A 22,271-nucleotide genomic window follows, 5' to 3' on the forward strand; every position below is an offset into this window, starting at 1 on the left:
AGACCTTAGATGTTATTCTAAGGTCTTTTTTTTATTCCTCTCTAAAAACTTCTTCAGCTTCATACCCGAAGAGGCTCTTTTCTTTTATGATTTTTGCAACACCCGGTGGAAGCATTGACTCCCAACCTTCATCTCCTGAAGCAATTGCTTTAAGTACCGATCTTGAGAAAATAGTGAGGATGCTCGGATCGAAATCTGTGATATCCACCACTTTGCCATTATACTTAAAGAATTTATATAATTCCTTCATTCGCGGATGTACTTTTAAGGTTTCGCTATCCGTCAACGTGCCATCTTCATTTACCATCGGGTAAAGATACACTCGTAAATCCTTAAAGAACAGCTTACCAAAAGCTTCCAAAATACCACCACTTAAATGACGGTAATATTTCTCATCAAAAATGTCCACTAAATTGTTGACACCCATGGCAAGCCCCATTCTGTTTTTAGAATATTGAGAAAAATATTCCACCAATTTATAATACTCCTGAAAGTTGGAAATTAAAACGGTATGGCCCAATGAACACAGTAATTTTGCTCTGTCCATAAAGTCCTGTTCGTCAATTTCTCCTTCAGCTCTTAAGTTGGAAAGCGTAATCTCAAAAACAACTTGGGTGTTATTAGGGTCAACCTTGTTTTCTTTGACGAACATTTCATAAGATTTCTCAAACATGTCAATATTGACCTTGGTAACGGGTCTGAAACTACCGCGTAAAGCCAAAATGTTTTTCTTATAAAGTATTTTTGCAGGAAGAACGTTATTTCCATCAGGAGCAAACATAACCGCATCCGTCATGCCGTTTTTTACCAATTGTAAACTCATCAAACGGTTGTCGACATTTTCAAATACAGGACCTGCAAAGTTAATGGTGTCAATTTCTATTTGATCCTTATCTAAATGGTCATATAAATAGCGCAATAACTTTTTAGGCTCATTGTATTTATAGTAGGCACCGTATATAAGGTTCGTCCCTAAAATTCCGAGGGTTTCTTGCTGTAGTCTGGCGTCATTCTCTTTAAAACGCAAATGCAGAATGATTTCATTGTAAGGTTTGTCCTGCTCAATTTGATATCTGATTCCTACCCAGCCATGGCCTTTGTACTGTTTTGCAAAATCGATAGTGGCTACCGTATTTGCATAAGAAAAGAACATCTTATTTGGATGTTTATCTCTCGAAAGACGTTCTTCAATCAAGTTGATTTCGTGATCTAACATTTTACGCAAACGCGCTTCTGTTACATAACGGCCGTCACTTTCTATACCGTAAATAGAGTCACTAAAATCTTTATCATAAGCTGACATTGCCTTAGCGATGGTACCTGAACCTCCACCAGCTCTAAAGAATTGACGAACAGTTTCCTGTCCTGCGCCAATTTCTGCAAAAGTTCCGTATATATTCTCATTGAGATTAATACGAAGTGCTTTAGTTTTAAGCGACGGAATATCTTCGAATTCCTTGTCGCCCTTTAAGGTAATCTCCATGTTATAGATTGAGTTTTGTCAGGCACAAAGGTATCGAATTGCTATCTTAAAAGAAAAAATAAACTTACTTTTGTTCTAAACTAATCACCTTTGAAAGTAACATTTTTAGGAACCGGTACATCTCAAGGAATTCCAGTTATAGGAAGCACTCATCCCGTATGTTTAAGTGAAAATCCGAAGGACAAACGGCTACGTGTTTCAGTATTAATTGAATGTGATCGGTTTACTTATGTGATCGATTGTGGTCCTGATTTCAGGCAACAAATGTTGAATGCGCAGTGCACGCGATTGGATGGAATTATTTTTACACACGAGCATGCTGATCATACTGCAGGTTTGGATGATATAAGGCCATTTTATTTTAAACAAGGAGATATTCCAATTTATGCCCATACGCGCGTTTTAAAATCCCTTAAAGAACGCTTTGGTTATATATTTGAAACCGAGAATAAATATGCTGGAGCTCCTGGAGTTACGCCAATTAAGATTGAAAACAAGCCTTTTGAAGTTGGAAATTTAACCGTTGTTCCTATTAATGGAATGCACTATAAGCTTCAAGTATTTGGCTTCCGATTTAATGATTTTGCCTATTTAACCGATATGAAATCAATTAAGGAGGAAGAGATTAAAAAATTGAAGGGCGTTAAGGTTCTTGTGGTAAATGCATTGCGGGAAACGGAACATATTTCTCACTTCAATTTAGAGGAAGCGTTAGAGGTGATTGATAAAGTTAAGCCAGAACGCGCTTACCTGACGCATATAAGCCATATGCTTGGGTTTCATGATGAAGTTGAAAAGAAGCTGCCTAAAAATGTCTTTTTGGCTTATGACAACCTACAAATTAAACTGTAAAACTTATGAAAGGTAAAATCTTTACGTATGCATTCATCTTTGCATTACTATTAATGGTATTTCAATATGTAAATTCCAAAAATATCTTTGAATCATACCAAGAGAAAATGACAAAGCTGATTGAGCGCGAAGCAATTCTCAAAGATTCTATCGCACAATTAAATAAGGAATTACAGAAATATAAGTCCCAACCGGAATAACGCAGTAGCGTAAAAATCCAATTATAGCGCTTACTTTTCTAATCGCTGATTCAACCAGCTTCTAAATTCGTAGAAATTTTGTGGCGCTACGCCATGACCTGTGGGAAATTCACTATACGTGTGTTTTACGCTTAGCGAATTTAAAAACTGCGGTACTTTTCTTGCCCATTCAACAGGAATTACCTGGTCTTGACTTCCGTGCGAACAATAGAATGCCAAACGTGAATAATCTTTAGTTTCAATATCGTCCGGCAACATCTCAGGACTGATATAGCCACTTAATGCAATAACATTTTTAACTTTTTCAGGATAGGTGAGTGCCACGGCGTAACTCAATATGGTGCCTTGGCTAAAACCTAAAAGCGAAACTGTATTTTTATCAATAGGATACGTCTCTTTAACTTCATCAATAAATTTTGAAATCAAATCTCTCGATTTAATGGCCTGCTCATTATCATTCCATTTGTTCATTTCTGCATCAAAATTAATGGCATACCACGCATTTCCGTAAGGTTGGATTGGGTAAGGCGCTCTTGCAGAAATAATGAACAACTCTTCTGGCAATTCTGAAGCGAATCCGAAAAGGTCGTTTTCATCACTTCCATATCCATGAAGCATGATAAGTACAGGTGCGTTTTCTGTTAAAATTGATGGTCTTGTAACGTGATGTAATGAAAGATCAGACATAATTAATTGATATTTTTAAACCATTCTTGGAATTTTTCACCTAGAACAGGAATCGGTTTGTATTGTTCTTTAATGGCATGATACAGCCCAAAAAGCCAAGCCACGAAGGTAATGGTCCAAAATGCAGTTCCCAAAAAACTATTGATGTATTTTTCGACCATGTTTGAAACAAGGAGCATTATAATCAACCCCAACATTTGACGGATATGGAATGATGTAAATGGATTGCGCTTTTCCAAATTCATGATGATGGCAATAATGAGGCCTACAAATGTGAAATAGCTAACAATGGCCAGTGTTTTGCCTTCTTTTACGGTGGAATTTTGCATCTTAATTTAGAACTAATTGATTGTTTGAATAAATACCGTAAACCTTACCTTTTAATTTAAAGTCCTCAAAAATTGTGTTTTTTGAAGTGGAATGAAGTATTTTCTTAGTAAAAGTGTAATTTTCTGTAGGATTGAACAAGGTCAATTTTGCTTTTTCTCCAACTGAAATTGAATTGGAATTTATGCCGTAACGCTCTTTTCCTTTGGTCAATAAATCAATGGTTTTCTTTAAAGTGAACACTGTATTTAAAGCTCCAAAAGCGGATTCTAAACCAACCGTGCCATATTTAGCGTAATCAAATTCAACTTTTTTATGCTCAATATCTATCGGATTATGATCAGATGTGACCATGTCAATTGTGCCATCTTTTAACCCTTCAATAAGCGCATCACAGTCTGATTGTGTGCGTAATGGAGGCAAAACCTTAAAGCGTGTATTGAAGGTTTTTAACTCTTCATCTGTCAATATTAAATTATGAATTGCAACGCTACAACTCACATCAAGCTTTTTAGCTTTCGCATTTCTGATGAGCTCAACAGATTTCGCAGTAGATATGGTTGGGATATGGAGTTTTCCGCCAGTATATTCCAATAAAAACAAATCACGTACAATTTGCAATTCTTCCGCCAATGTCGGATTTCCTTTTAAACCGAGAGATGTACTCATGACATTCTCATTCATCACGCCTAAGCCTGAAATTTTAGATTCCTGAGGAAATGAATACACTAAGCCATCAAAATTGCTTGCGTACTGCAGGGCTAATTTCATCAAATTCGGATTTCGGACAGGCTTTTGGTAATCATAAAAGGCAATGGCACCAGCATTCTTCATATCATAAAGCTCTGCAAGGTCTTCGCCTTCACTGTTTTTGGTTAATGCACCCACAGGGAACAAGTTGACCGCATTGCCCTGTGCTTTTCCTTTTACAAATGAAATATCAGCATTACAATCAATTGCCGGATTGGAGTTTGAATTCATCGCGACATCTGTAAAACCTGACAATGCAGCGGTTTTAAGTCCGTTAGCGATGGTTTCGCGTTCTTCATAACCTGGCTCACCGAAACTCACACTACTATCAAACCAGCCTTGGGAAACGTGTAGGTTATCCAAAGTAATCTCTTTGAATTTAGAAGGGGCTTGAATGTCTTTCTGAATTTGGGTAATGATGCCCTTTTCTATAAGGATATCGCAGGTTTCATTGTGAAAATCGCTTTTGGAATCTACTATCGTAGCCGATTTTATGAGTACGTTCATTTAAGAAATTTTAAGATGAGCATTTCAATAATTAAAAAAGCTACTGCAAAAATAACAAACCATTTCCATAGCTCATTAACATTTGTCATACTTTTTATATCCTCAATTGCGGTAGCAACAGAAGTGTTTTTTGCACTGTGTTTTACGTCAGCAAGATTCATATAACTAAGCGCGCTTTCTGTTCTGTCGTAGTTATAACTGAGGTGTTGCACCACATTCTCCTTGTTCTTGACTTCAAAAATGCCAGCAGTATTTGGAAACTCATCTGTAACCATCTGAACTTTATGAGTATATGTTTTTTGTTGTGGAATAATAGAGGTTTCTCCTTGTTCTAATTTTAAAATCGCGTCCTGTTGCAGTGTGGTGTTAATATCAATGGTGTTTTGGGTCCCCACAGTATAATATAAGCGCGGTAATTTTAAACTTTGCTTTCCAATATTGTAAAGTACAGGAACAATTAAAGGCGAATTTTTAAAATTTGAGTTGCCGTCATCCAAAGCTGCGGAAAAAGCATATGTATTATTTGACTGTATTAAAAATGGCGTGTTGTCTTCATAACTTAAAATTGAAATCCCTGAATTAGTAAAACCATAATAGGAATTGACTTTTGGATATTGGAAATTATCCACTTTTTTGTCGAATACATTGTCTAAAAGTGGGTGAGAAAAGTTGATTTTTGTAATACGTTTTTCTAGTGCTTTTTTTGGCGATAGATTAGGTAATAAAAAATTGTTATGTAATTGATTGTAAGATGTTAAATCAGATTCATTTGAAGGAATGATTAAAACACTTCCGCCATCTTCTGAAAACGATTTTAAGGAGGTTGTTAAGCTTGCAGGGATACTTTTTAATTGATTGAGGATAATCAAATTTTGGTTGACGATACTATTATAATTAAGTGCATTAGAATTGACTAAAGTCAAGTCGAATTCATCTTTTGTATATAATTTTTTCAAGAACTCAGCGTCCGCTTCGTTGATTGCTAAAACTTTGATGCGTTCATTCGAATCCAGATTGAAATAGAAGGTATTATCATAGGTGAGTTGTGCATCGTCTATGGTGATTTTCCCTTTAAAAGCTTGATTGTTGGGGATGGTAAAAACGGTTTCAGCTGATGAATTGATATTCACTGCGCTTTTCGACATGAGTTGATCATCTTGAAATAACGACACTGGCAACGTTTCAATCGGTTCCCCTTGATTGCTGAGAAGCACTGTTAATTCGAGTGTTTCTACCCCTTTTTTTGAGATGTACAAAGAATCGATGCTGACATTAGCGCTTTTTGTAGGTTTTAATTGCACCAAGCAATAATTGATGAGACTATCGTTTTTAATTGATAAATCATCTTTATTGTGTTGAAAATCAGAAATTAGAACAAAGTTTTTGGTGCTTCCTTTGTCTTTAGAAAAAGTCTTTTCTCCTTTTAAGAGGATGGCTTCGTAATCTAACTGGTTGGGAGTATAGGATAATTCGATTAAATCATTTCTAATAGCCTTGATGCTTGTATTGATAAACTGGAGATCATTGGTGAAAATGCTGATGGTTTCATTCTCGTCAACATGTTCTAATAAATCTTGAACGGCTGTATTTAAAAGCGTTCCATTAGCGCCCTTAGCTTGCATGCTAAACGAGTTATCCAAATAAATAACCGTTTCATTCTTAGTGTTGAAAGCGCTTGTATTGGTCTGATAAGGTTGCGCAAATGCGATAACTATACAGGCTAAAAGAAGTAAACGCGTCAATAAAGTGAGCCATTTTTTAATTTGCGAACTTTTGCGTGTTTGTATGGTGATGTTTTTAAGGAGCTGAACGTTGGTAAACGCTACTTTTTCAAAACGTCTGAGTTGAAATAAATGAATAATGATAGGAATGACAAGCAGTAGAAGCGCATAAAGAATTTCTGGATTTTTAAACTGCATTCCTTTTTCTGATTTTTAGCTGTTGAAGACGCGTGTCAAATATAAAAAATACGTCAGGATAAACGCCCTCTAGTTTTGAGAATTTTAACCGTAATATACTGAGTTTACTAACAAAAAAAGAAATAATCTTCTGCTTTTGCCAACCCAAGATTTTCTAATACTGATGTGATTCTTTTTTGAGAAGTTTTATTGGCTACCGTTACGATTACCTGAGGATGTTCTAATTCGTTTAGAACGGATACCGCCTGCAGTTCAATATGATAGATGATATGGCCAATCTTCTTCGGATTATTGCAAATCCATACAAATGGAATCTTGCGTTTTTTTAAGAATCTAGCACAAAACTTACCTTTAAATCCGGCGCCCCAAATCACTAAGGGTTGACCTGGACGTCTGTCGAGCTCCAAAAAGTAATCTAACTTTAATTTCAAAAAATGATTTGCCGCATAATTGTCATCTGTTCTAGAGGTTCTTGTAGTGTAATCCCGCCAATGATGAAGCGTTGAGTCACTGGGAATACATTTTAAACCGTGTTTATAAAACCGAAACGCCAAATCATAATCTTCAGGATACATATCGCTTTCAAAAGCACCACAGGCAATTAAATCTTCCCGATGGACCATCCAGCAAGGTGAGGGGATAACGCATTCTTTGTAAATGTCAGTGTAGTTAGTTCCTTCTAATGTCAATCCGTTGAGCCATTTTTCATAATTCTGATAGCCTTCACCAAGCGCTTCATCAGAAAAATAGTTGACCAAACCCAGTGCGACATGGCCTCTGCCTTCTGTTTTTAAATCCTCTAACATGACTTCTAACTTAATGGGCGCCATTAGGTCGTCACTATCCATACGTGTAACATAAGCGCCTGAACTGTTTTTAAAAGCCAATCTTAAGGCATCAATAATACCACTGCCGGAATTTTTAAACAGTTTAATTCGGTCGTCCTTTTGAGCAAACCCCGCTACAATGTTATAACTGTCATCTGTAGAGTGGTCATCCACAATTAGTAATTCCCAATGGGGATAGGTTTGATAGATTATGGAGTTGAGACAGTCTTCTAGATATAAAGAACTGTTTCTAAAAGGTGTTAAAATGCTGATTAAAGGTGATGACATACTGCTAAAATATAAAAAAGCCTGATGATTGGTGTCATCAGGCTTTTTTTAAAGGTAACTAGTGTCTTAATATTTGGCAGGTTTTCCTTTAGAATCAGAATCCTTAATAAATTGTCTGATATCATCCGTTGCCAATTTCAAATCTTCTTTTCTCAAATACATCATGTGGCCACTGCGATAGCCTTTAAAGGACACGCGGTCTTTCATTCGTCCACTAGGATCCATTTGGCCTACAGTATATTTGGCGGCAAAATAAGTGGTTGCACCATCATAATAACCAGACTGAACCAATACTTTTAAAAATGGATTTTGGGCCATTGCCTGACGTAAGCCATCTCTTGTGTTATCATTCTGTCTGTCCCAAGGATGTACATCGCCAAACATATTGTATTTAATGTCGGTTTTAAATTTTAGCTTTTCCCTGATATAATAATTGATTGCAGGAGTGAAGGAGTGAAGCCATGACGTTAATTCTGCGTTATAATCTGGTCTATCGCCAGCGGTCATTTTATCAATACCTAAATAGCGTGAATCCAATCTTCCAATGGTGTAGCCATCTTTACGAAGTAATTCTTTCCAGAAAAAATTGGTCGGAACATTCAAATTATGATCAATAATTGAGGTTTTGCTCAATCCAGAATACAAACTCATTTTTTCAGCCACTTCGTTTCTTTCTGCATCAGAAATAAAGCCTCCTTTTGCAATTGCTGGCATCACTTTATCAATGGTATAGGATTCCACTTCAGGCAGGATTTCTAATAAATCTTTTTGTTGTAACGCAGGTGATAACGCTTTTTGGTACCAAGCTGCAGCGGTAAAATAAGGTAAATTTAAAGCGGAATAAATCGGCTGATCTGTAGAATATATTTTATAATCGGCTGGAGAAACTAAAATAACGCCGTTTAAATACATCCATTGGCTATTTTGCAGTTCGCGAGACAAGCCCATCACTCTTGGTCCGCCGTAACTCTCGCCAATTAAATATTTTGGAGATTCCCAACGATTGTTTCGAGTCACAAATGTGTTCATCCATTCTGCCAAATATCTAATATCCGCATTGATTCCAAAAAATGATTTTCGGTCAGGAAGTTTTCCGTCTTTATCTTCAACCATACGTGAATAACCAGTATTTACAGGATCGATAAAAACAATGTCCGCAACATCTAAAATGGAATTAGGATTGTCTTTTACACCGTATGGTTGTACAGGGTAACCTTCCTCGTCCATATTCAGAATTACAGGACCCGTATAGGCAATATGCATCCATGCAGATGCGGAACCTGGTCCGCCATTAAATGAAAAAATGATTGGTCGTTTTTCTTTTTCACTGTTGCTTTTTCTATAGTACGTATAAAATAAGGTCGCTGTAGGTTCACCTTTGTCATTCCATACGGGTTGCGTTCCCGCGATAGCTTGGTAGGCCAAATTTTGACCATTAATGTTAATAGAATGATTGGTGACAACCATGGTGTCTAAAGGAATTTTTTTAACCTGCGAAAACAGCAGGCTTGTAGAAAATGTAGCAATTAGTAAAAAGAGGTTTTTCATGTTGTTGGAATTTTAACCTTTAAAGATAAAACGATTTCTTAAATGCCGTTTTAAAATCTGTTAAAAATTGATGAAATACATCCTTTTTTTATATGCTAAAAGCTTCTATTGGATAGTTGCGAAATGTATATTGATACTTAAAAAAATTTATATCGCGTCTTACAATATTATGTATGAAGAGTTTATCAAAAGCGGTTGATTTATTTAGCAATTGTAAACGTGAACACACTTCCTTTTCCTAGTTTTGAACTCACATGGATATCACCTCCTAATTTGATCACCAAATTTTTAATGGTGCTCAGCCCGATGCCTGTACTAGGTTTTGTATCATTTTTATGAGGAATGGAAGTGAATAGCTGAAAGATTAACTCTTGTTTGTTTTTTGCAATACCAATGCCATTATCCGAAACCGAAAATTCATGGTATTCTGGTAGTGATGTGTAAGAAACATCAATTATGCGTTCGTCTTTGTCATTATATTTTAAAGCATTATCCACTAAATTAATAAGTATTTGAGTTAATACCGATTTGTTAATATTTTGAATTGCTTCTGTCGCGTGACAGTTTAAAACATCTGATTTCGTTAATAAAAGTTGCTTTAAATCTTCGCAAAGTTCTGATAACTGAACATCTTGATGTGCTGCTTTTAATAACTCATCAGCTTTATAATGGAGTAGAATTCCGTCAATATAATCTTTAAGAATTAAGGCGGAGTCGTTGATGTAATCTAAGTATTCTAAAGATGAACTTGATATTTTCTCCGACAAATCATCTTTTAAAAGCTGCGTCAACGAAATGATATTAGCCAAAGGCGATTTCAAATCGTGGGACACATGGCTTGCAAACTTTTTAAGTTCTACATTATGCAAAGTCAGTTGCTTTTTAGCAGTTTCCAACTTCATGTTCTGACGTCTTAACTCCATCGAATTAACCACCTGTTTTGCTAGAATTATAAGCGCGTCTTTTTGAGTGTCGCTTAAAGTTCTCGGTTGATGGTCAAATATGCACAAGGTTCCCAACGCATAGCCTTCCGGGTTGACCAATGGTACGCCGGCATAAAAGACCGCATCTGCAGTATTTACAAGCGGATTGTCAATAAACCGCTCATCCATTCTGGCATCTTTGATAATGAAAATTGGATCTTCAGTGAGAATAGCATGTCCGCAGAACGAAATATCTCTCGGTGATTCTTGAAAGGGTACACCGTAATGCGCCTTAAAAAAATTACGATCACGATCAAGAATGGTAATTAAAGAGATAGGAACTTCACAAATTGTAGAAATAAGCTTCGTTATATTATCATAATCGCCTTCAGGAATTGTGTCTAGTAGGCGGTATTCTTTAAGAACCTCTAATCGTTGTAGTTCATTTGCAGGCAATTTGGGGATGATCATGGTGTTATATTAGTTTAATAAGGTACGAAAACTGATTTTTATTGGTTTTATTATTTTGAAAAGTTTTCAAAAACGCCCAATCCAAATAATGCAAAATCATATTTTACAGGATCATCTTTATCCAAAGACCTTAAGTTATTATCAAGTTCCGTCAACGCCTTTGCGTCATTCTGTGTTCTTTTTAACAATCCTAATGAGCGCGCCACATTGCCAGAGTGTACATCTAATGGGCAAGATAATTGAGCAGGAGTAAGGGTTTGCCAAATTCCGAAGTCGACGCCATTGTTGTCATTTCTCACCATCCATCTTAAAAACATATTAATGCGCTTGGCTGCAGAATTCTTTAAGGGATCGCTGACGTGTTTTTGTGTTCGTGGCATATGGTCAATTTCAAAGAAAAGTTTTTTAAATTTATGAATCGCATTTTGGGTTGAGAATGCTTCTGAATGTTGCGAAAAAACAGCTTCCAATCCGCCGTGTTCCTTATAAATATGCTTTAGACTTTTAACGAATTGTATAAAATCGTCCTCATTGAAGGTTCTATGAACAAAACCTTGTAGTTTCTCCAAATCGGTAGACTCATGATGCATTATAAAGTCGTAGGGAGAATGCTCCAGCATGTTCATCATTTTATTGGCATTGGTAATGATGCTTTTTCTGTTGCCCCAAGAAATGGTAGCAGTCAAAAATCCAGCGATTTCAATGTCTTCCTTTTTAGAAAATTGATGCGGAATTTGAATAGGATCACTTTCAATAAATCGCGGATGATTATAGGTAATGACTTTAGCGTCTAAAAATTCTTTAAGGTCTTGTTTGTTCAATGGGAATAGGGCTTTTACATTGTAATTTAAAACAGTATATGAGTTAGCAATTTCCTTGCCATTATTAGATTTTATTCAATCCGTTTTTATTGGGGCGATTTAAGGTTTAACGCAATAAGTGAAATTTTAGACTCATTACAGTTTTATGTTTCTCGAGTGATTTAAATTGGTTAATTTAGATCAAATCATTCAAATAAAATGCTAATGAAATCTCTTATAAAATTTGGATTAAAATCAGCTATAGCGCTTTTTGTCATTGGTATTGGTACCAAGTTGGGCAAGGATGCTATTGACGACTTAAAAGATTTTCAAGATAACCGTAAACAAGTAAATGATGGAGAACACAGATGATATTGTAGATTCAACTTTAAATGTTGTAAGTAATTCTATAACCAATTTCGATAATGTTTTAGGCCACGTGCCTTTGTACAAAAGTGGCCACCAAATGGGTGGGGCTATAAGTCGGTTGATTGATCGTATCGTGGATAATATTCCAGGAAACAAACAAGAAATCTAGACTATTTTCCCATCCACCATGACTAATTTCCGGTCGGCCATGTCTGCCAATTCTTCGTTATGGGTCACTATAACGAAGGTTTGGCCGAATTGGTCACGGAGTTTAAAAAATAGATTGTGAAGGTTTTCAGCACTTTCACTATCTAAATTCCCCGATGGCTCATCGGCAAATATTAATTCAGGGTTATTGATCAAAGCTCTAGCCACAGCAACACGTTGTTGCTCACCGCCTGATAATTCGCCTGGTTTATGATGGTAACGATGACTCAATCCTAAGAAATCCAACAATTCTTTAGCGCGTTTTTCAGCGTCTTCTTTAGCTGTTTTTTTAATAAAGGCAGGAAGACACACGTTTTCTAACGCTGTAAATTCTGGCAATAATTGGTGAAATTGAAAAATGAAACCTATATGTTCATTTCTAAATTTGGCCAAATTTTTATCGGATAGCGCCATTATGTCCACATCATTAATAAATAATGTGCCTTGATCTTTGGTTGACGCTCTGTCCAACGTACCTAAAATATGCAAGAGGGTGGTTTTTCCTGCTCCGGAAGCCCCAACAATAGATACAATTTCTCCTTTTTGAATATTAAGATCGACGCCTTTTAAAACGTGTAGGTCAGTGTAATATTTATGGATATTGGTAGCTTTAATCATAGACTTAAAAAATGAAAGGCAATTTAGCATTTTGTTTCTTGCTGTACAATTATGAAACGGTATTCTTCAAAAACTGTATTTTCAATTTATTAGGTGAAATTTTCTGTTGCCTAAGCAGTGTCATTCCGATTTTTTTTTTAATAAATTTCGATCTATTATTTTTTCAATTCGAATTCTGATGATTGTTACTGATTTTTAAGGTTTGATTTTCAATAATATCGTGTATTTTTATCATAACTAAAACAAGAAAGTAATGCCTTACCAACATTTTGAAGAATATGATATTCAGGTTACAGAAGCTATTAAAGAGCGCTTTGAACATATTATTACAGATTTAGGTGAAGATGTAACGAGGGATGGGTTGCTGAAAACACCCGAGCGTGCTTCTAAAGCCATGCAGTTTTTGACGCAAGGGTATCATCAGAATGCTGAAGAGATTTTAAAGAGTGCCATGTTCGAAGACTCTTATAATGAAATGGTAATTGTTAAGGATATTGAGGTGTATTCACTTTGTGAACATCATATTTTGCCCTTTTTCGGAAAAGCTCATATTGCCTACATTCCGAATGGGAAAATTGTTGGTTTGAGCAAACTGCCCCGCATTGTGGATGTGTTTGCAAGGCGCTTACAAGTTCAGGAGCGTTTAACGAAACAAATATTGGATTGTATCAATGATACGATTAAACCAAAAGGAGTGGCCGTTGTCATTGAAGCTTCGCACATGTGCATGATGATGAGAGGAGTTCAGAAGCAGAACTCTGTCACTACAACCTCAGGATTTAGAGGGCAATTCGAAAAAATAGAAACTCGTAATGAGTTTTTGAAATTGATTAGCGATAAATTCTCATAATATTTTTTTGGTATATTTTTTGTAATAATTAATCGAATTAATATTTATACCATGAATTTAGATAACTTAAGTAAAAATCAAAAGTTAGTTCTCGGGATCCTTTTTGATGCCATTGGAATGATCACTTTTATTGATATTATATGGGCGCCTCTTTCAGGGTTCCTTATGACAAAAATGTACGCAGGACGAAAAGGTAGGGTAGCAGGTATGTTTTCATTTATTGAGGAAATTCTACCAGGCTTTGATGTTATTCCGTCATTCACCATTATGTGGTTTTACACCTATGTGTTTGCAAAGAAACCGAAAACAATTCAAGTCAAATAAAAAAAATCCCTTTCAAATTTGAAAGGGATTTTTAGTTTTTAAAGCGTGTAAGTCAATCCTATATTGATATTACGGCCCATATTAAAAATACCTTCCGATTTTAATCGGGATAAATGATTGATGTATTTTTTATCGGTCAGGTTACTTCCTGAGATTTTAACGTCCAAATCATTATTGAATACTTTTACAACACCACCCAAGCCAGCGCCCAAAAGGTTGTACCCATCGGTTGACGTCTCAAAATCACCCAAATTATTTTGTTTAAAAGTAGATTTAAGCCTTACAAATCCATAAAACTTTTGAATGGATTTTGGATTAAATTCTACACGTAAGGTATTTGTCAGGCTATTAGCGGGAATAAGCGGTAAATAGCTGTCGTTATTTTGTTTTCCAGTAACCGTCTCAAAACTACTCTCAATATGCAACCAATCTAAAGGGTGAGGGTGGAAGTGCAATCCTATTTCGCCACCATATAAATTGGCGTCTGCCTGTAAATAATTATATACAGGTGTATTTTGAATTAATTCGCCATTTGGTGAAAGGAAAATATAGTTGTTCACTTTATTATAGAACGCATTCACAAATACTTCAACATGCTCATTCTTGAATTCTATAGCCAAATCAGCTTGAAAATTCTGCTCATTCTCTAACTGATCATTTCCAATTTCGTACCTGTTAGTGCCTTCATGAGTACCGTTTGATGTCAATTCAGCTAAATTTGGAGCTCTATAACCAGAAGCTAAATTTAATCTGGTTGTAATATTTTGAGCCAGATTAGTTTTGACTCCAATAGCGCCATTAAAACTTAAAAAATTCTTGTTGATACCTGATAGCACGTCGATATTGCGATAGTCATAACGTGCACCAATTTGAATGTCAGATTTGTCAAAGTGGATGTGCGATGTTGCCAATATCCCAAAATCGTTAGTAGTAGCATCTGGGATTAATTGCTCTTCACCATAATTGGTGTTGCTTTGGCTCATTCCTTGAACGCCTACGATAGTTTCAAATCTTCCAATTGTTGGCAAGTTATATTTGACATCATAGTTAAGCGTTTTTAATTTCATTTGGAGTGCTGCCTCTAAATGTTCAGCTTCATCATCGTCATGTTCCTCATGGTCGTCGTCCTCGTCATGATGATGGTGGTGTTCTTCGAATTCTTTTCGGTCATTATAAAGCAGGCCTAAATTGACGTCTAAACTCGAGTTGTTGAAAAATACGGTAGATTTTGAACTCAATACGTGATTAGTCACTTCTTGAAACGGAAGTAAAGGTGTTTTGTTGGTAGATTGTGCACCAACTGTTTCAGGAATGCCGAGTTTGGAATTATTTACATTATAACGTAATTCTGTCTTAAAGTTTGCAATTTGATACCCTAAACCAGCCTTCAGGTCTTGTTCTCTAAAGCGCGTATTTGTCACCCTGTAGTCGGCCGTATTGTAATCAGCGTGTTCTGCAATACTACCTCTAAATAAAAACTTGAATTGATCGCCAGAAGCTTTATAGCCTACGTTTGTATTAAAACCTTTGGTGTTGCTAAAATAATTATAGCTGGCATCCGCTTGATTGGTATGAGATTGTGCAAATCTTTCAGGATTTAAATACAATACACCACCCAAGGCATCGCTTCCATAGAGTAGGGAAGCAGGTCCTTTAATGACCTCAATGCTCTCGATGCCTGAATCGCTCAAACCAAGTCCGTGTTCATCGCCAAATTGCTGATTTTCTAAGCGTACACCTTGTGCATACACCAATACGCGATTGGAACTTAAGCCTCTAATTACTGGTTTTCCGATACTCACACCGGTGGTAACACTTTCAACTCCCGCAATGGACGTGATGCCATCAGCTAAGGTTACAGCGCCTTTAGTTTTTAAATTTGCGATAGTGGCGCGTTCAACCTTCATAACGTTTTCACTTTGTAGTTTGTGAAAAGGCGTGGAGATAATAATTTCTTCCATTTCAATAGCAGAAGGGATTAAATTAATATCAAAAGGTGTTGTGTACGGAAACGTAATACTTTGGGAAAAGGTTTCGTAACCAATGATGGAGACAATAATCTTATAGGTGCCATTTGGAATATTAGAAATAAGGTAGCTGCCATTTTCATCAGTGGTAGCGCCTTTTTCCAATTGTGGAACGTAAATATTGGCAAAAGTTAAAGGTTCATTTGTGTTTTTGTCCACTACATTTCCTTGTAGTGTGTTTTGTGCGTAAACGGCTGGTATTGCTAAAAATAGCAACAAATAGCATATGTATTTCATAGATGTATTTTAATTAATTTAATGTGAATTGCGACTGAATTAAATTCAGTAATCCTAGATTAAATTAATTGAAGGGGGACCTCGAAGTGAAAAATGAAGGGTTTGAAATTCACTTAGAAACGAATAATGTGTAGGGATTATACTTTCAATGTGTGGAAATTCAAGGACTACCACATTGTTTTCAGGAATGGTAAAAGGAGTGTTTAATTTGAATTTATAAAATTCACATTCAACATCCTGTGTATGGAAATGTGCGTTAGATTCACCCAAACATACTTCATGATGATGCTCTTCAAAAATATGCATGAATTTGGCTGCAGAAGGCAACAAAAAAGCCAACACTAAAACAAGTGTCAGTCCTTTGAAAAAAATATGTAGCCTTATTGTATTCATTAATTTAAAAATCGTTCCAAACCGAATCTACGTAACATTTTCTTTTCAAATTCCCAGAAGAATTTGAACTGGCCAAACAGCCATCCGTAAGCAACCAATAAAATTTGATAAAAGATGATGCCTACAATAATATACAAAATCCAATACAACACAATATTAAGGTTGTCTTTGGTTATACCGATTAATGCTATAATAGGTCTTCCAATAAAAACTGACGAGGAACCTGTAATTGCAAAAACTATAAACACGCGGATCATTTCCCAACGGTAATCCACAGACCATTTGCGTTCAAATTTATCAAATAGGAACAAGGTCAGTTTTAAAAATCCAAAAAACAAGACAATGGTAAGTATGATTACCATAAATAAATTGATGCCACCAACTACAACATCAGCCAATCTATAGGAGGAATAACCTAGTATTAGGACACCTAAAACCGGAAAAAGTAGCTGCCAGTTATGTTGTATTTGCCAATTTTTTTTAAAATTTTCCATTGCGCCATTTTGCCGGGCAAAGATACTGTAATTCCTCTAAATTCGAGGTTCAAATGGGCCTAATCTTTGTTTGTAGGTTAATTGGAAGTAAATGAAATAGTTGTAAAGTTTGTAATTCACGTCATACCCATAATTGATATTCGGCTGATAGTCAATCTGAAGTTCATATAAATTACCATTATAACGTTGTGGTTGCGTTACACGTTGGTTCCATTCTATAACATATATTCTGTTTCTTCTTTCCAAATATTCTTGAGAGTAAAAGCCTTCGGGTTTTGCTCTCGAAGCAAGCCAGGAGTTAAAACCAGGTTCGATGATGAGGATCTCATATTCTAACGAATCGTTGGCAATCCTGACCGTATCTTGAGCGGTGCTATTGCTCATGGAATTCGTCTTGTTAGTTGATTTTGTGCTATTACAAGAGATAGTGAAAAATCCTAACAGCAAAATAAAGGTTACAATGGTTTTCATAGCGATTTAATTTGCTATTTAAATTACAATAATTATACCTAAAAGTCTGAGATTGAATTGTTTTTAACAAAAAAAAAAGTCATGCTTTTAAAAGCATGACTTTCTGAATTATAAAGATTTTTTTTGTGGTGATTTTATTTATTTCCACCAAACAAACCGCCAAGCAATCCGCCTAGTCCACCTTTCTTTTTATTTCCGCCCATGGCCATTCCTGCAATATCATCCATAATACTACCATCGCCGTCAGCGTCAAGAATTGATTCTAAAAAGCTTTGATCGCCACGACCTTGCGTTGAATTACCTTGTAACAAACCTCCTAACATACCTTCTAAACCACTTGGGCTATTCACATTTTGCTGTTTGGCTTGGCTACCCAACATCCCCATTAAGATTGGCGCAGCAACTTTTAAGATTTGAGATACAGATCCTGCATCAATCCCTGATTTTGCACTAATAGCACTTTCAACAGTGTGTTGTTTGTTCCCTAGCACATGACCTAAAATTTTGCTGCCGTCATTCATTACGCTATCATCAACACCGCCACCAAATAAACTGCCTAAGTTATTTAAAATGCTTCCGTCGTGTTTACTATTTATAGCATTTAATAAGCCTTCAGCTCCTTGAGGAGAAGATGCATTACGCTTCATTGCGGCCATTAAAAGCGGCATCGCCATCATTAAAACATCTTGTGTTTTACTTTCCGGTTGATTGGTTTGACCAGCCACACCGTTGACAATAGATTTTCCAATATCACTATTTAATAGATCTAAAATTCCAGACATAATTTTTATTATTAAGTTTCACAACCTTAAAAATACAAAAAATGCTTACAATAAGATTTATGTAAGCATTATAAGTTGTGTAATGTTGATATCTTTAAACTGCTTCAGTTTTTAAAATACTGATGATTTGAGCAGCCAATTCGGTGCCAATTCTATCCTGTGCCTCGTTAGTCGCAGCACCAATATGTGGCGTTAATGAAATACTACCATTCATTAAAACCTGAACCGCTGGTGTTGGCTCACTTTCAAAAGTATCTAATCCTGCAAATGCAACTTTACCACTTTCGATTGCTTTAACAAGTGCAACTTCATCAATTACACCGCCTCTCGCTGCGTTCACGATGCCTACGCCATCTTTCATTGCCTCAAATTGCTTTTCTCCAATAACATAGCCTTCTTGGGCAGGCACATGTAAAGTGATAAAATCAGAGTGCTTCAAAATCTCTTTCATCGGTTCAGTCTCAATTTCAACATTGATAAACTGGCCGTTATAGAATTCCACTTTTATAGTCGCTTTACCTACAAATTTATCGCTAGCAATAACTCGCATCCCAACACCAAGTGCTATTTTAGCAACTTCGCGACCAATACGTCCAAAACCGATAATTCCTAAGGTTTTTCCTCTTAATTCTGATCCTTTAGCATAATTTTTCTTCAGATTGTTAAATCTGGAATCGCCATCTAAAGGCATGTTTCTGTTGGCATCATGTAAAAACCTAACGCCACCAAATAAGTGAGCAAATACTAATTCCGCAACCGATTGTGAGGAAGCAGCGGGTGTGTTGATCACATGTAATCCTTTGCTGCGTGCATAGTCTACATCAATATTATCCATCCCTACGCCACCACGCCCAATTACTTTAAGGCTTGGGCAGCTGTCAATAAGTTCTTTTCTCACAGTTGTAGCACTTCTTACCAATAATACATCAATAGCTTTGTTGTTGATGTAGTTTGCAAGTTGTTCTTGGGCTACTGTAGTAGTGATTACTTCAAATCCAGCTTCTTTTAACGCATCTTGTCCGCTTTGAGAAATTCCGTCGTTTGCTAATACTTTCATAAAATTTTTATTTTTTATCCCCTGGATTAAAATCGGGAGGGAACATTTTTATATTTTGTTTTGACTAGTTCTACTGATGTTTTGGTAATCAATAGATTTCGATTTATGCTTTTGTTTCCAATTCGCTCATCACTTCAACAAGTGCCTTAACACTATCCAAAGACAAGGCGTTATACATGGAAGCTCTATAGCCACCAACACTTCTGTGACCATTTAATCCACTGATTCCAGCCTCTTTAAGCATGGTGTCAAAAGTGTCTTTTAAATCGTCGTTAGCAAGTGTAAAGGTTGCGTTCATCATGGAGCGGTCCTCTTTTGCAGCATATCCTTTAAATAGCGGATTAAGATCGATTTCTGAATAAATTACGCGAGCCTTCATTTCATTCAATTTTTCCATTGCTTTAATGCCGCCCATTTTTTTAATCCATTCCAACGTCAACATTGAAGTATATACAGCAAAAACAGGAGGAGTGTTGAACATGCTGCTTTTTGCAATATGAACTTGGTAGTCTAAGATGGAAGGAATTTTACGGGATACTTTACCTAAAATTTCTTCTTTTACCACCACAAGTGTTGTTCCGGCAGGGCCCATGTTTTTTTGAGCACCAGCATAAATAAGATCAAACTTAGAAAAATCCAATTCACGCGAAAAAATATCGCTACTCATGTCACAAACCATAGGGATTGGCGAATTCGGGAATTGTTTTATTTGAGTTCCGAAAATGGTATTGTTGGAAGTGCAGTGAAAATAATCATAATCTTCAGGGATTGTGTACCCTTTAGGAATGTAATTAAATCCTGCATCTTTTGACGAGGCTACTTCATGAATGTCATCGTAAATACGAGCTTCTTTAATCGCGTTATCACTCCAAGTTCCAGTGTTAAGATAACCGGCACGCTTTTCGAGTAAATTTTGAGCAACCATGATAAATTGCATGCTTGCACCACCTTGAAGGAATAAAGCTTTATAGCCTTTTCCTTCAAGACCCAAAAGCTCTAATACCAATGCTCTGGCATTCTCCATCACGTCCACAAAATGTTTGCTTCGATGCGAAATTTCCAATAAGGATAATCCTATATTATCGAATTCCACAACAGCCTCTGAGGCTTTTTGTAAGACTTCTTGAGGTAATATTGATGGGCCAGCGCTAAAATTGTGTATTTTCATAGGTTTTTGGTTTTGGAAAGTTACAAAGGTGCTAAATTCATAAAGAAAAGTGGTTAATAATATAATAATTTATCCACTATATTTTTGTCAAAAATGCAATTGTGTCTACATTGTCAGCATAGTCCCATAGCTTTGGATGTTGCGACTGTCCAAATGCTACAGAATTTTCTATGACGCCTTTAGACACTACACATTGAATGTTTTTTTCGTTATTATTTAAGATCGATTTTAGGTCGTCTAAATCGTTATAATATTCATAGAAAATAGTGGCAATTGGAGATCCGTAGCTCGCATCTTCCTTAATCATTAAAAATCCATTTTCTAAGAGATCAAATTCGCTCATTAGATACACCGCCTTATTGTAATCGTAATTATTGGCATATTTATGTTGATTGATGATAGGATGCCAATCATACAGCCCTTTGAAGAATCCATCAAAGCTGTAATCTTTAGGTACAAAGAGTTTTGACACGTTTCTGCAACCTAATCCATAATACCTAAAAATATCTTCTGACAGTGCCTTGAGTTCTTCATCGCTTTCTTCACCAGTCAAAACGGCTACAGAGTTCCTGTTCTTTCTAATAATGGACGGTTTCCCTTTAAAATAATGTTCAAAATACCGCGCGGTATTATCGCTGCCAGTTGCAATAACAGCGTCAAAAGCGGTTAGTTTTTCTTCTGTAAAAGTGATTTTACCTTTAAAGCCTGGCTCTACATGTTCTAAATATTTTGCTAAATAGGGTAGAAGTTGTTTGTCGTTAGAGGATTGCTTTACAATAACATCATACCCCGAAATAAGCACAGATAAGAAGTCATGAAAACCTACCAAAGGAATGTTTCCAGCCATAATAATGGCTACTTTTTTAGCAGATATATCGTTAAAGTTATAAGTGCTCAACCATTGGTTAAGTGTATTGTCTTTTAGTGAGTTAGACCAACCTTCTAAAGCAAAGGCGATGTTTTCTTTTGTAAACCATGCATTGTGCTCATGAGCCAATGTAATTTGATGTTTGAAACCATCAAAGAATAAGTCATTAGCATTGGTGTTGTCGTTCTTCTGAAAGCCTTGTCTTGAGAATTGTCCTATAAATTCTCCTAATTTTACAAAAGCATTAATTCTTTGCTGTAAATCCATTCTGTATTTGGTTATGAATTGTTTTGGCGTTATTTTTGCTTCGCAAAGTTAGAAAAATGAAATGAAGGAGATTTGTTTAAGTCCCACTTTTTCTAAAAGGGTTTAAAAATCTACAGAATCGGTTAAAAACCTATAAAATCTCATCAGTTTTTCTAAAGTAAAAATTTTAATGAAAAGAAGTTATGGCAATTATAATAACAGATGAATGTATTAACTGCGGTGCTTGTGAACCAGAGTGTCCAAATACTGCTATTTATGAAGGTGCTGACGATTGGAGATATAAGGACGGTACGAGTTTAAATGGCACTGTTGTGCTTCCTGATGGAAAGGAAGTGGATGCTGAGGAGTCTCAAGAGCCGATTAGTGATGAAATTTACTATATAGTTCCGGATAAATGTACGGAGTGTAAAGGGTTTCATGAAGAACCACAATGTGCGGCAGTATGTCCTGTAGATTGTTGTGTTCCGGATGACGACCATATGGAAACAGAGGAACAGTTGTTGGCTAAACAACGTTTTATGCATCCTGAAGGATAAAAATAAAAATATCAGAAATAA

General features: G+C 36.0%; 25 protein-coding genes. 7 read left to right on the top strand and 18 right to left on the bottom strand.

Going from position 1 to position 22,271, the window contains the following annotated elements; all coding sequences use genetic code 11:
- Window positions 1-31: 31 nt before the first annotated feature.
- Window positions 32-1,483: a TonB-dependent receptor gene (locus Q0947_RS02250; RefSeq protein ID WP_299390824.1), complete on the bottom strand. Its 1,452-nt coding sequence runs from the start codon at window positions 1,481-1,483 to the stop codon at window positions 32-34.
- 90 nt (window positions 1,484-1,573) lie between these two features.
- On the opposite strand from Q0947_RS02250, the gene Q0947_RS02255 reads away from it, so the two are divergent.
- Complete coding sequence (locus Q0947_RS02255; RefSeq protein ID WP_299390826.1) at window positions 1,574-2,335, top strand: MBL fold metallo-hydrolase; 762 nt, start codon at window positions 1,574-1,576, stop codon at window positions 2,333-2,335.
- A 5-nt stretch (window positions 2,336-2,340) separates the two neighbouring features.
- A complete protein-coding gene (locus Q0947_RS02260) occupies window positions 2,341-2,535 on the top strand; it encodes a hypothetical protein (protein ID WP_299390828.1) in 195 nt (64 codons plus the stop codon).
- 30 nt (window positions 2,536-2,565) lie between these two features.
- Here Q0947_RS02260 and Q0947_RS02265 read toward each other — a convergent pair whose 3' ends face one another.
- The 8 genes from Q0947_RS02265 to Q0947_RS02300 form a co-directional block, all read right to left on the bottom strand.
- Complete coding sequence (locus Q0947_RS02265) at window positions 2,566-3,222, bottom strand: alpha/beta fold hydrolase (protein ID WP_299390830.1); 657 nt, start codon at window positions 3,220-3,222, stop codon at window positions 2,566-2,568.
- A gap of 2 nt (window positions 3,223-3,224) precedes the next feature.
- Window positions 3,225-3,551 (bottom strand): hypothetical protein, encoded by a 327-nt coding sequence (locus tag Q0947_RS02270; RefSeq protein WP_299390833.1) that lies wholly within the window; start codon window positions 3,549-3,551, stop codon window positions 3,225-3,227.
- Between the two features lies 1 nt (window position 3,552).
- Window positions 3,553-4,806 carry a dihydroorotase gene (locus Q0947_RS02275; protein WP_299390835.1) on the bottom strand — a complete coding sequence of 418 codons (1,254 nt, stop codon included), beginning with the start codon at window positions 4,804-4,806 and terminating at the stop codon, window positions 3,553-3,555.
- Window positions 4,803-6,725, bottom strand: a complete 1,923-nt coding sequence (locus Q0947_RS02280) for a BatA domain-containing protein (protein WP_299390838.1) — start codon at window positions 6,723-6,725, stop codon at window positions 4,803-4,805. The genes Q0947_RS02275 and Q0947_RS02280 overlap by 4 nt, the downstream gene beginning before the upstream one ends.
- A gap of 107 nt (window positions 6,726-6,832) precedes the next feature.
- The gene (locus tag Q0947_RS02285) at window positions 6,833-7,840 is read right to left on the bottom strand and encodes a glycosyltransferase family 2 protein (protein ID WP_299390840.1); all 1,008 of its coding nucleotides are present in this window, start codon (window positions 7,838-7,840) and stop codon (window positions 6,833-6,835) included.
- A 66-nt stretch (window positions 7,841-7,906) separates the two neighbouring features.
- On the bottom strand, window positions 7,907-9,388 hold the full coding sequence (locus Q0947_RS02290; RefSeq protein ID WP_299390842.1) for a carboxypeptidase: 1,482 nt from the start codon (window positions 9,386-9,388) through the stop codon (window positions 7,907-7,909).
- A 200-nt stretch (window positions 9,389-9,588) separates the two neighbouring features.
- Window positions 9,589-10,782, bottom strand: a complete 1,194-nt coding sequence (locus Q0947_RS02295) for a GAF domain-containing sensor histidine kinase (RefSeq protein WP_299390845.1) — start codon at window positions 10,780-10,782, stop codon at window positions 9,589-9,591.
- 50 nt (window positions 10,783-10,832) lie between these two features.
- Entirely contained in the window at window positions 10,833-11,603 is a 771-nt protein-coding gene (locus Q0947_RS02300) for a TIGR02757 family protein (RefSeq protein WP_299390847.1), read from the bottom strand.
- Between the two features lie 204 nt (window positions 11,604-11,807).
- Here Q0947_RS02300 and Q0947_RS02305 point away from each other — a divergent pair, with 204 nt between their 5' ends.
- Both Q0947_RS02305 and Q0947_RS02310 read left to right on the top strand, forming a co-directional pair.
- A complete protein-coding gene (locus Q0947_RS02305; RefSeq protein ID WP_299390850.1) occupies window positions 11,808-11,954 on the top strand; it encodes a hypothetical protein in 147 nt (48 codons plus the stop codon).
- A complete protein-coding gene (locus Q0947_RS02310; RefSeq protein WP_299390852.1) occupies window positions 11,938-12,120 on the top strand; it encodes a hypothetical protein in 183 nt (60 codons plus the stop codon). Before Q0947_RS02305 ends, Q0947_RS02310 begins: the two co-directional genes overlap by 17 nt.
- Here Q0947_RS02310 and Q0947_RS02315 read toward each other — a convergent pair.
- Window positions 12,117-12,776 carry an ABC transporter ATP-binding protein gene (locus Q0947_RS02315; protein WP_299390854.1) on the bottom strand — a complete coding sequence of 220 codons (660 nt, stop codon included), beginning with the start codon at window positions 12,774-12,776 and terminating at the stop codon, window positions 12,117-12,119. The genes Q0947_RS02310 and Q0947_RS02315 overlap by 4 nt on opposite strands.
- A 253-nt stretch (window positions 12,777-13,029) precedes the next feature.
- On the opposite strand from Q0947_RS02315, the gene folE reads away from it, so the two are divergent.
- Together folE and Q0947_RS02325 are read left to right on the top strand one after the other, a co-directional pair.
- Window positions 13,030-13,626 carry a GTP cyclohydrolase I FolE gene (gene folE / locus Q0947_RS02320; RefSeq protein WP_299390857.1) on the top strand — a complete coding sequence of 199 codons (597 nt, stop codon included), beginning with the start codon at window positions 13,030-13,032 and terminating at the stop codon, window positions 13,624-13,626.
- Between the two features lie 51 nt (window positions 13,627-13,677).
- Entirely contained in the window at window positions 13,678-13,950 is a 273-nt protein-coding gene (locus tag Q0947_RS02325) for a hypothetical protein (RefSeq protein WP_299390859.1), read from the top strand.
- Between the two features lie 38 nt (window positions 13,951-13,988).
- Here Q0947_RS02325 and Q0947_RS02330 read toward each other — a convergent pair whose 3' ends face one another.
- The 8 genes from Q0947_RS02330 to Q0947_RS02365 form a co-directional block, all read right to left on the bottom strand.
- Entirely contained in the window at window positions 13,989-16,214 is a 2,226-nt protein-coding gene (locus Q0947_RS02330; protein ID WP_299390861.1) for a TonB-dependent receptor, read from the bottom strand.
- Between the two features lie 54 nt (window positions 16,215-16,268).
- The gene (locus Q0947_RS02335; RefSeq protein ID WP_299390864.1) at window positions 16,269-16,607 is read right to left on the bottom strand and encodes a hypothetical protein; all 339 of its coding nucleotides are present in this window, start codon (window positions 16,605-16,607) and stop codon (window positions 16,269-16,271) included.
- Window positions 16,607-17,101: a DUF6787 family protein gene (locus tag Q0947_RS02340; protein WP_299390866.1), complete on the bottom strand. Its 495-nt coding sequence runs from the start codon at window positions 17,099-17,101 to the stop codon at window positions 16,607-16,609. The genes Q0947_RS02335 and Q0947_RS02340 overlap by 1 nt, the downstream gene beginning before the upstream one ends.
- A 36-nt stretch (window positions 17,102-17,137) precedes the next feature.
- The gene (locus tag Q0947_RS02345; RefSeq protein ID WP_299390868.1) at window positions 17,138-17,572 is read right to left on the bottom strand and encodes a DUF6146 family protein; all 435 of its coding nucleotides are present in this window, start codon (window positions 17,570-17,572) and stop codon (window positions 17,138-17,140) included.
- 134 nt (window positions 17,573-17,706) lie between these two features.
- Window positions 17,707-18,354 carry a DUF937 domain-containing protein gene (locus Q0947_RS02350; RefSeq protein WP_299390870.1) on the bottom strand — a complete coding sequence of 216 codons (648 nt, stop codon included), beginning with the start codon at window positions 18,352-18,354 and terminating at the stop codon, window positions 17,707-17,709.
- Window positions 18,355-18,448: 94 nt separating this feature from the next.
- Entirely contained in the window at window positions 18,449-19,411 is a 963-nt protein-coding gene (locus Q0947_RS02355) for a D-2-hydroxyacid dehydrogenase (RefSeq protein ID WP_299390873.1), read from the bottom strand.
- Between the two features lie 103 nt (window positions 19,412-19,514).
- The gene (gene serC / locus Q0947_RS02360) at window positions 19,515-20,579 is read right to left on the bottom strand and encodes a 3-phosphoserine/phosphohydroxythreonine transaminase (protein WP_299390875.1); all 1,065 of its coding nucleotides are present in this window, start codon (window positions 20,577-20,579) and stop codon (window positions 19,515-19,517) included.
- Between the two features lie 76 nt (window positions 20,580-20,655).
- Entirely contained in the window at window positions 20,656-21,714 is a 1,059-nt protein-coding gene (locus Q0947_RS02365) for an acyl-CoA reductase (RefSeq protein ID WP_299390878.1), read from the bottom strand.
- 182 nt (window positions 21,715-21,896) lie between these two features.
- On the opposite strand from Q0947_RS02365, the gene Q0947_RS02370 reads away from it, so the two are divergent.
- On the top strand, window positions 21,897-22,250 hold the full coding sequence (locus Q0947_RS02370; protein ID WP_299390880.1) for a 4Fe-4S dicluster domain-containing protein: 354 nt from the start codon (window positions 21,897-21,899) through the stop codon (window positions 22,248-22,250).
- Window positions 22,251-22,271: the final 21 nt, after the last annotated feature.

Origin of the sequence: uncultured Gelidibacter sp. (genome assembly GCF_947500795.1) — a bacterium.
Taxonomy (GTDB): Bacteria; Bacteroidota; Bacteroidia; order Flavobacteriales; family Flavobacteriaceae; genus Gelidibacter.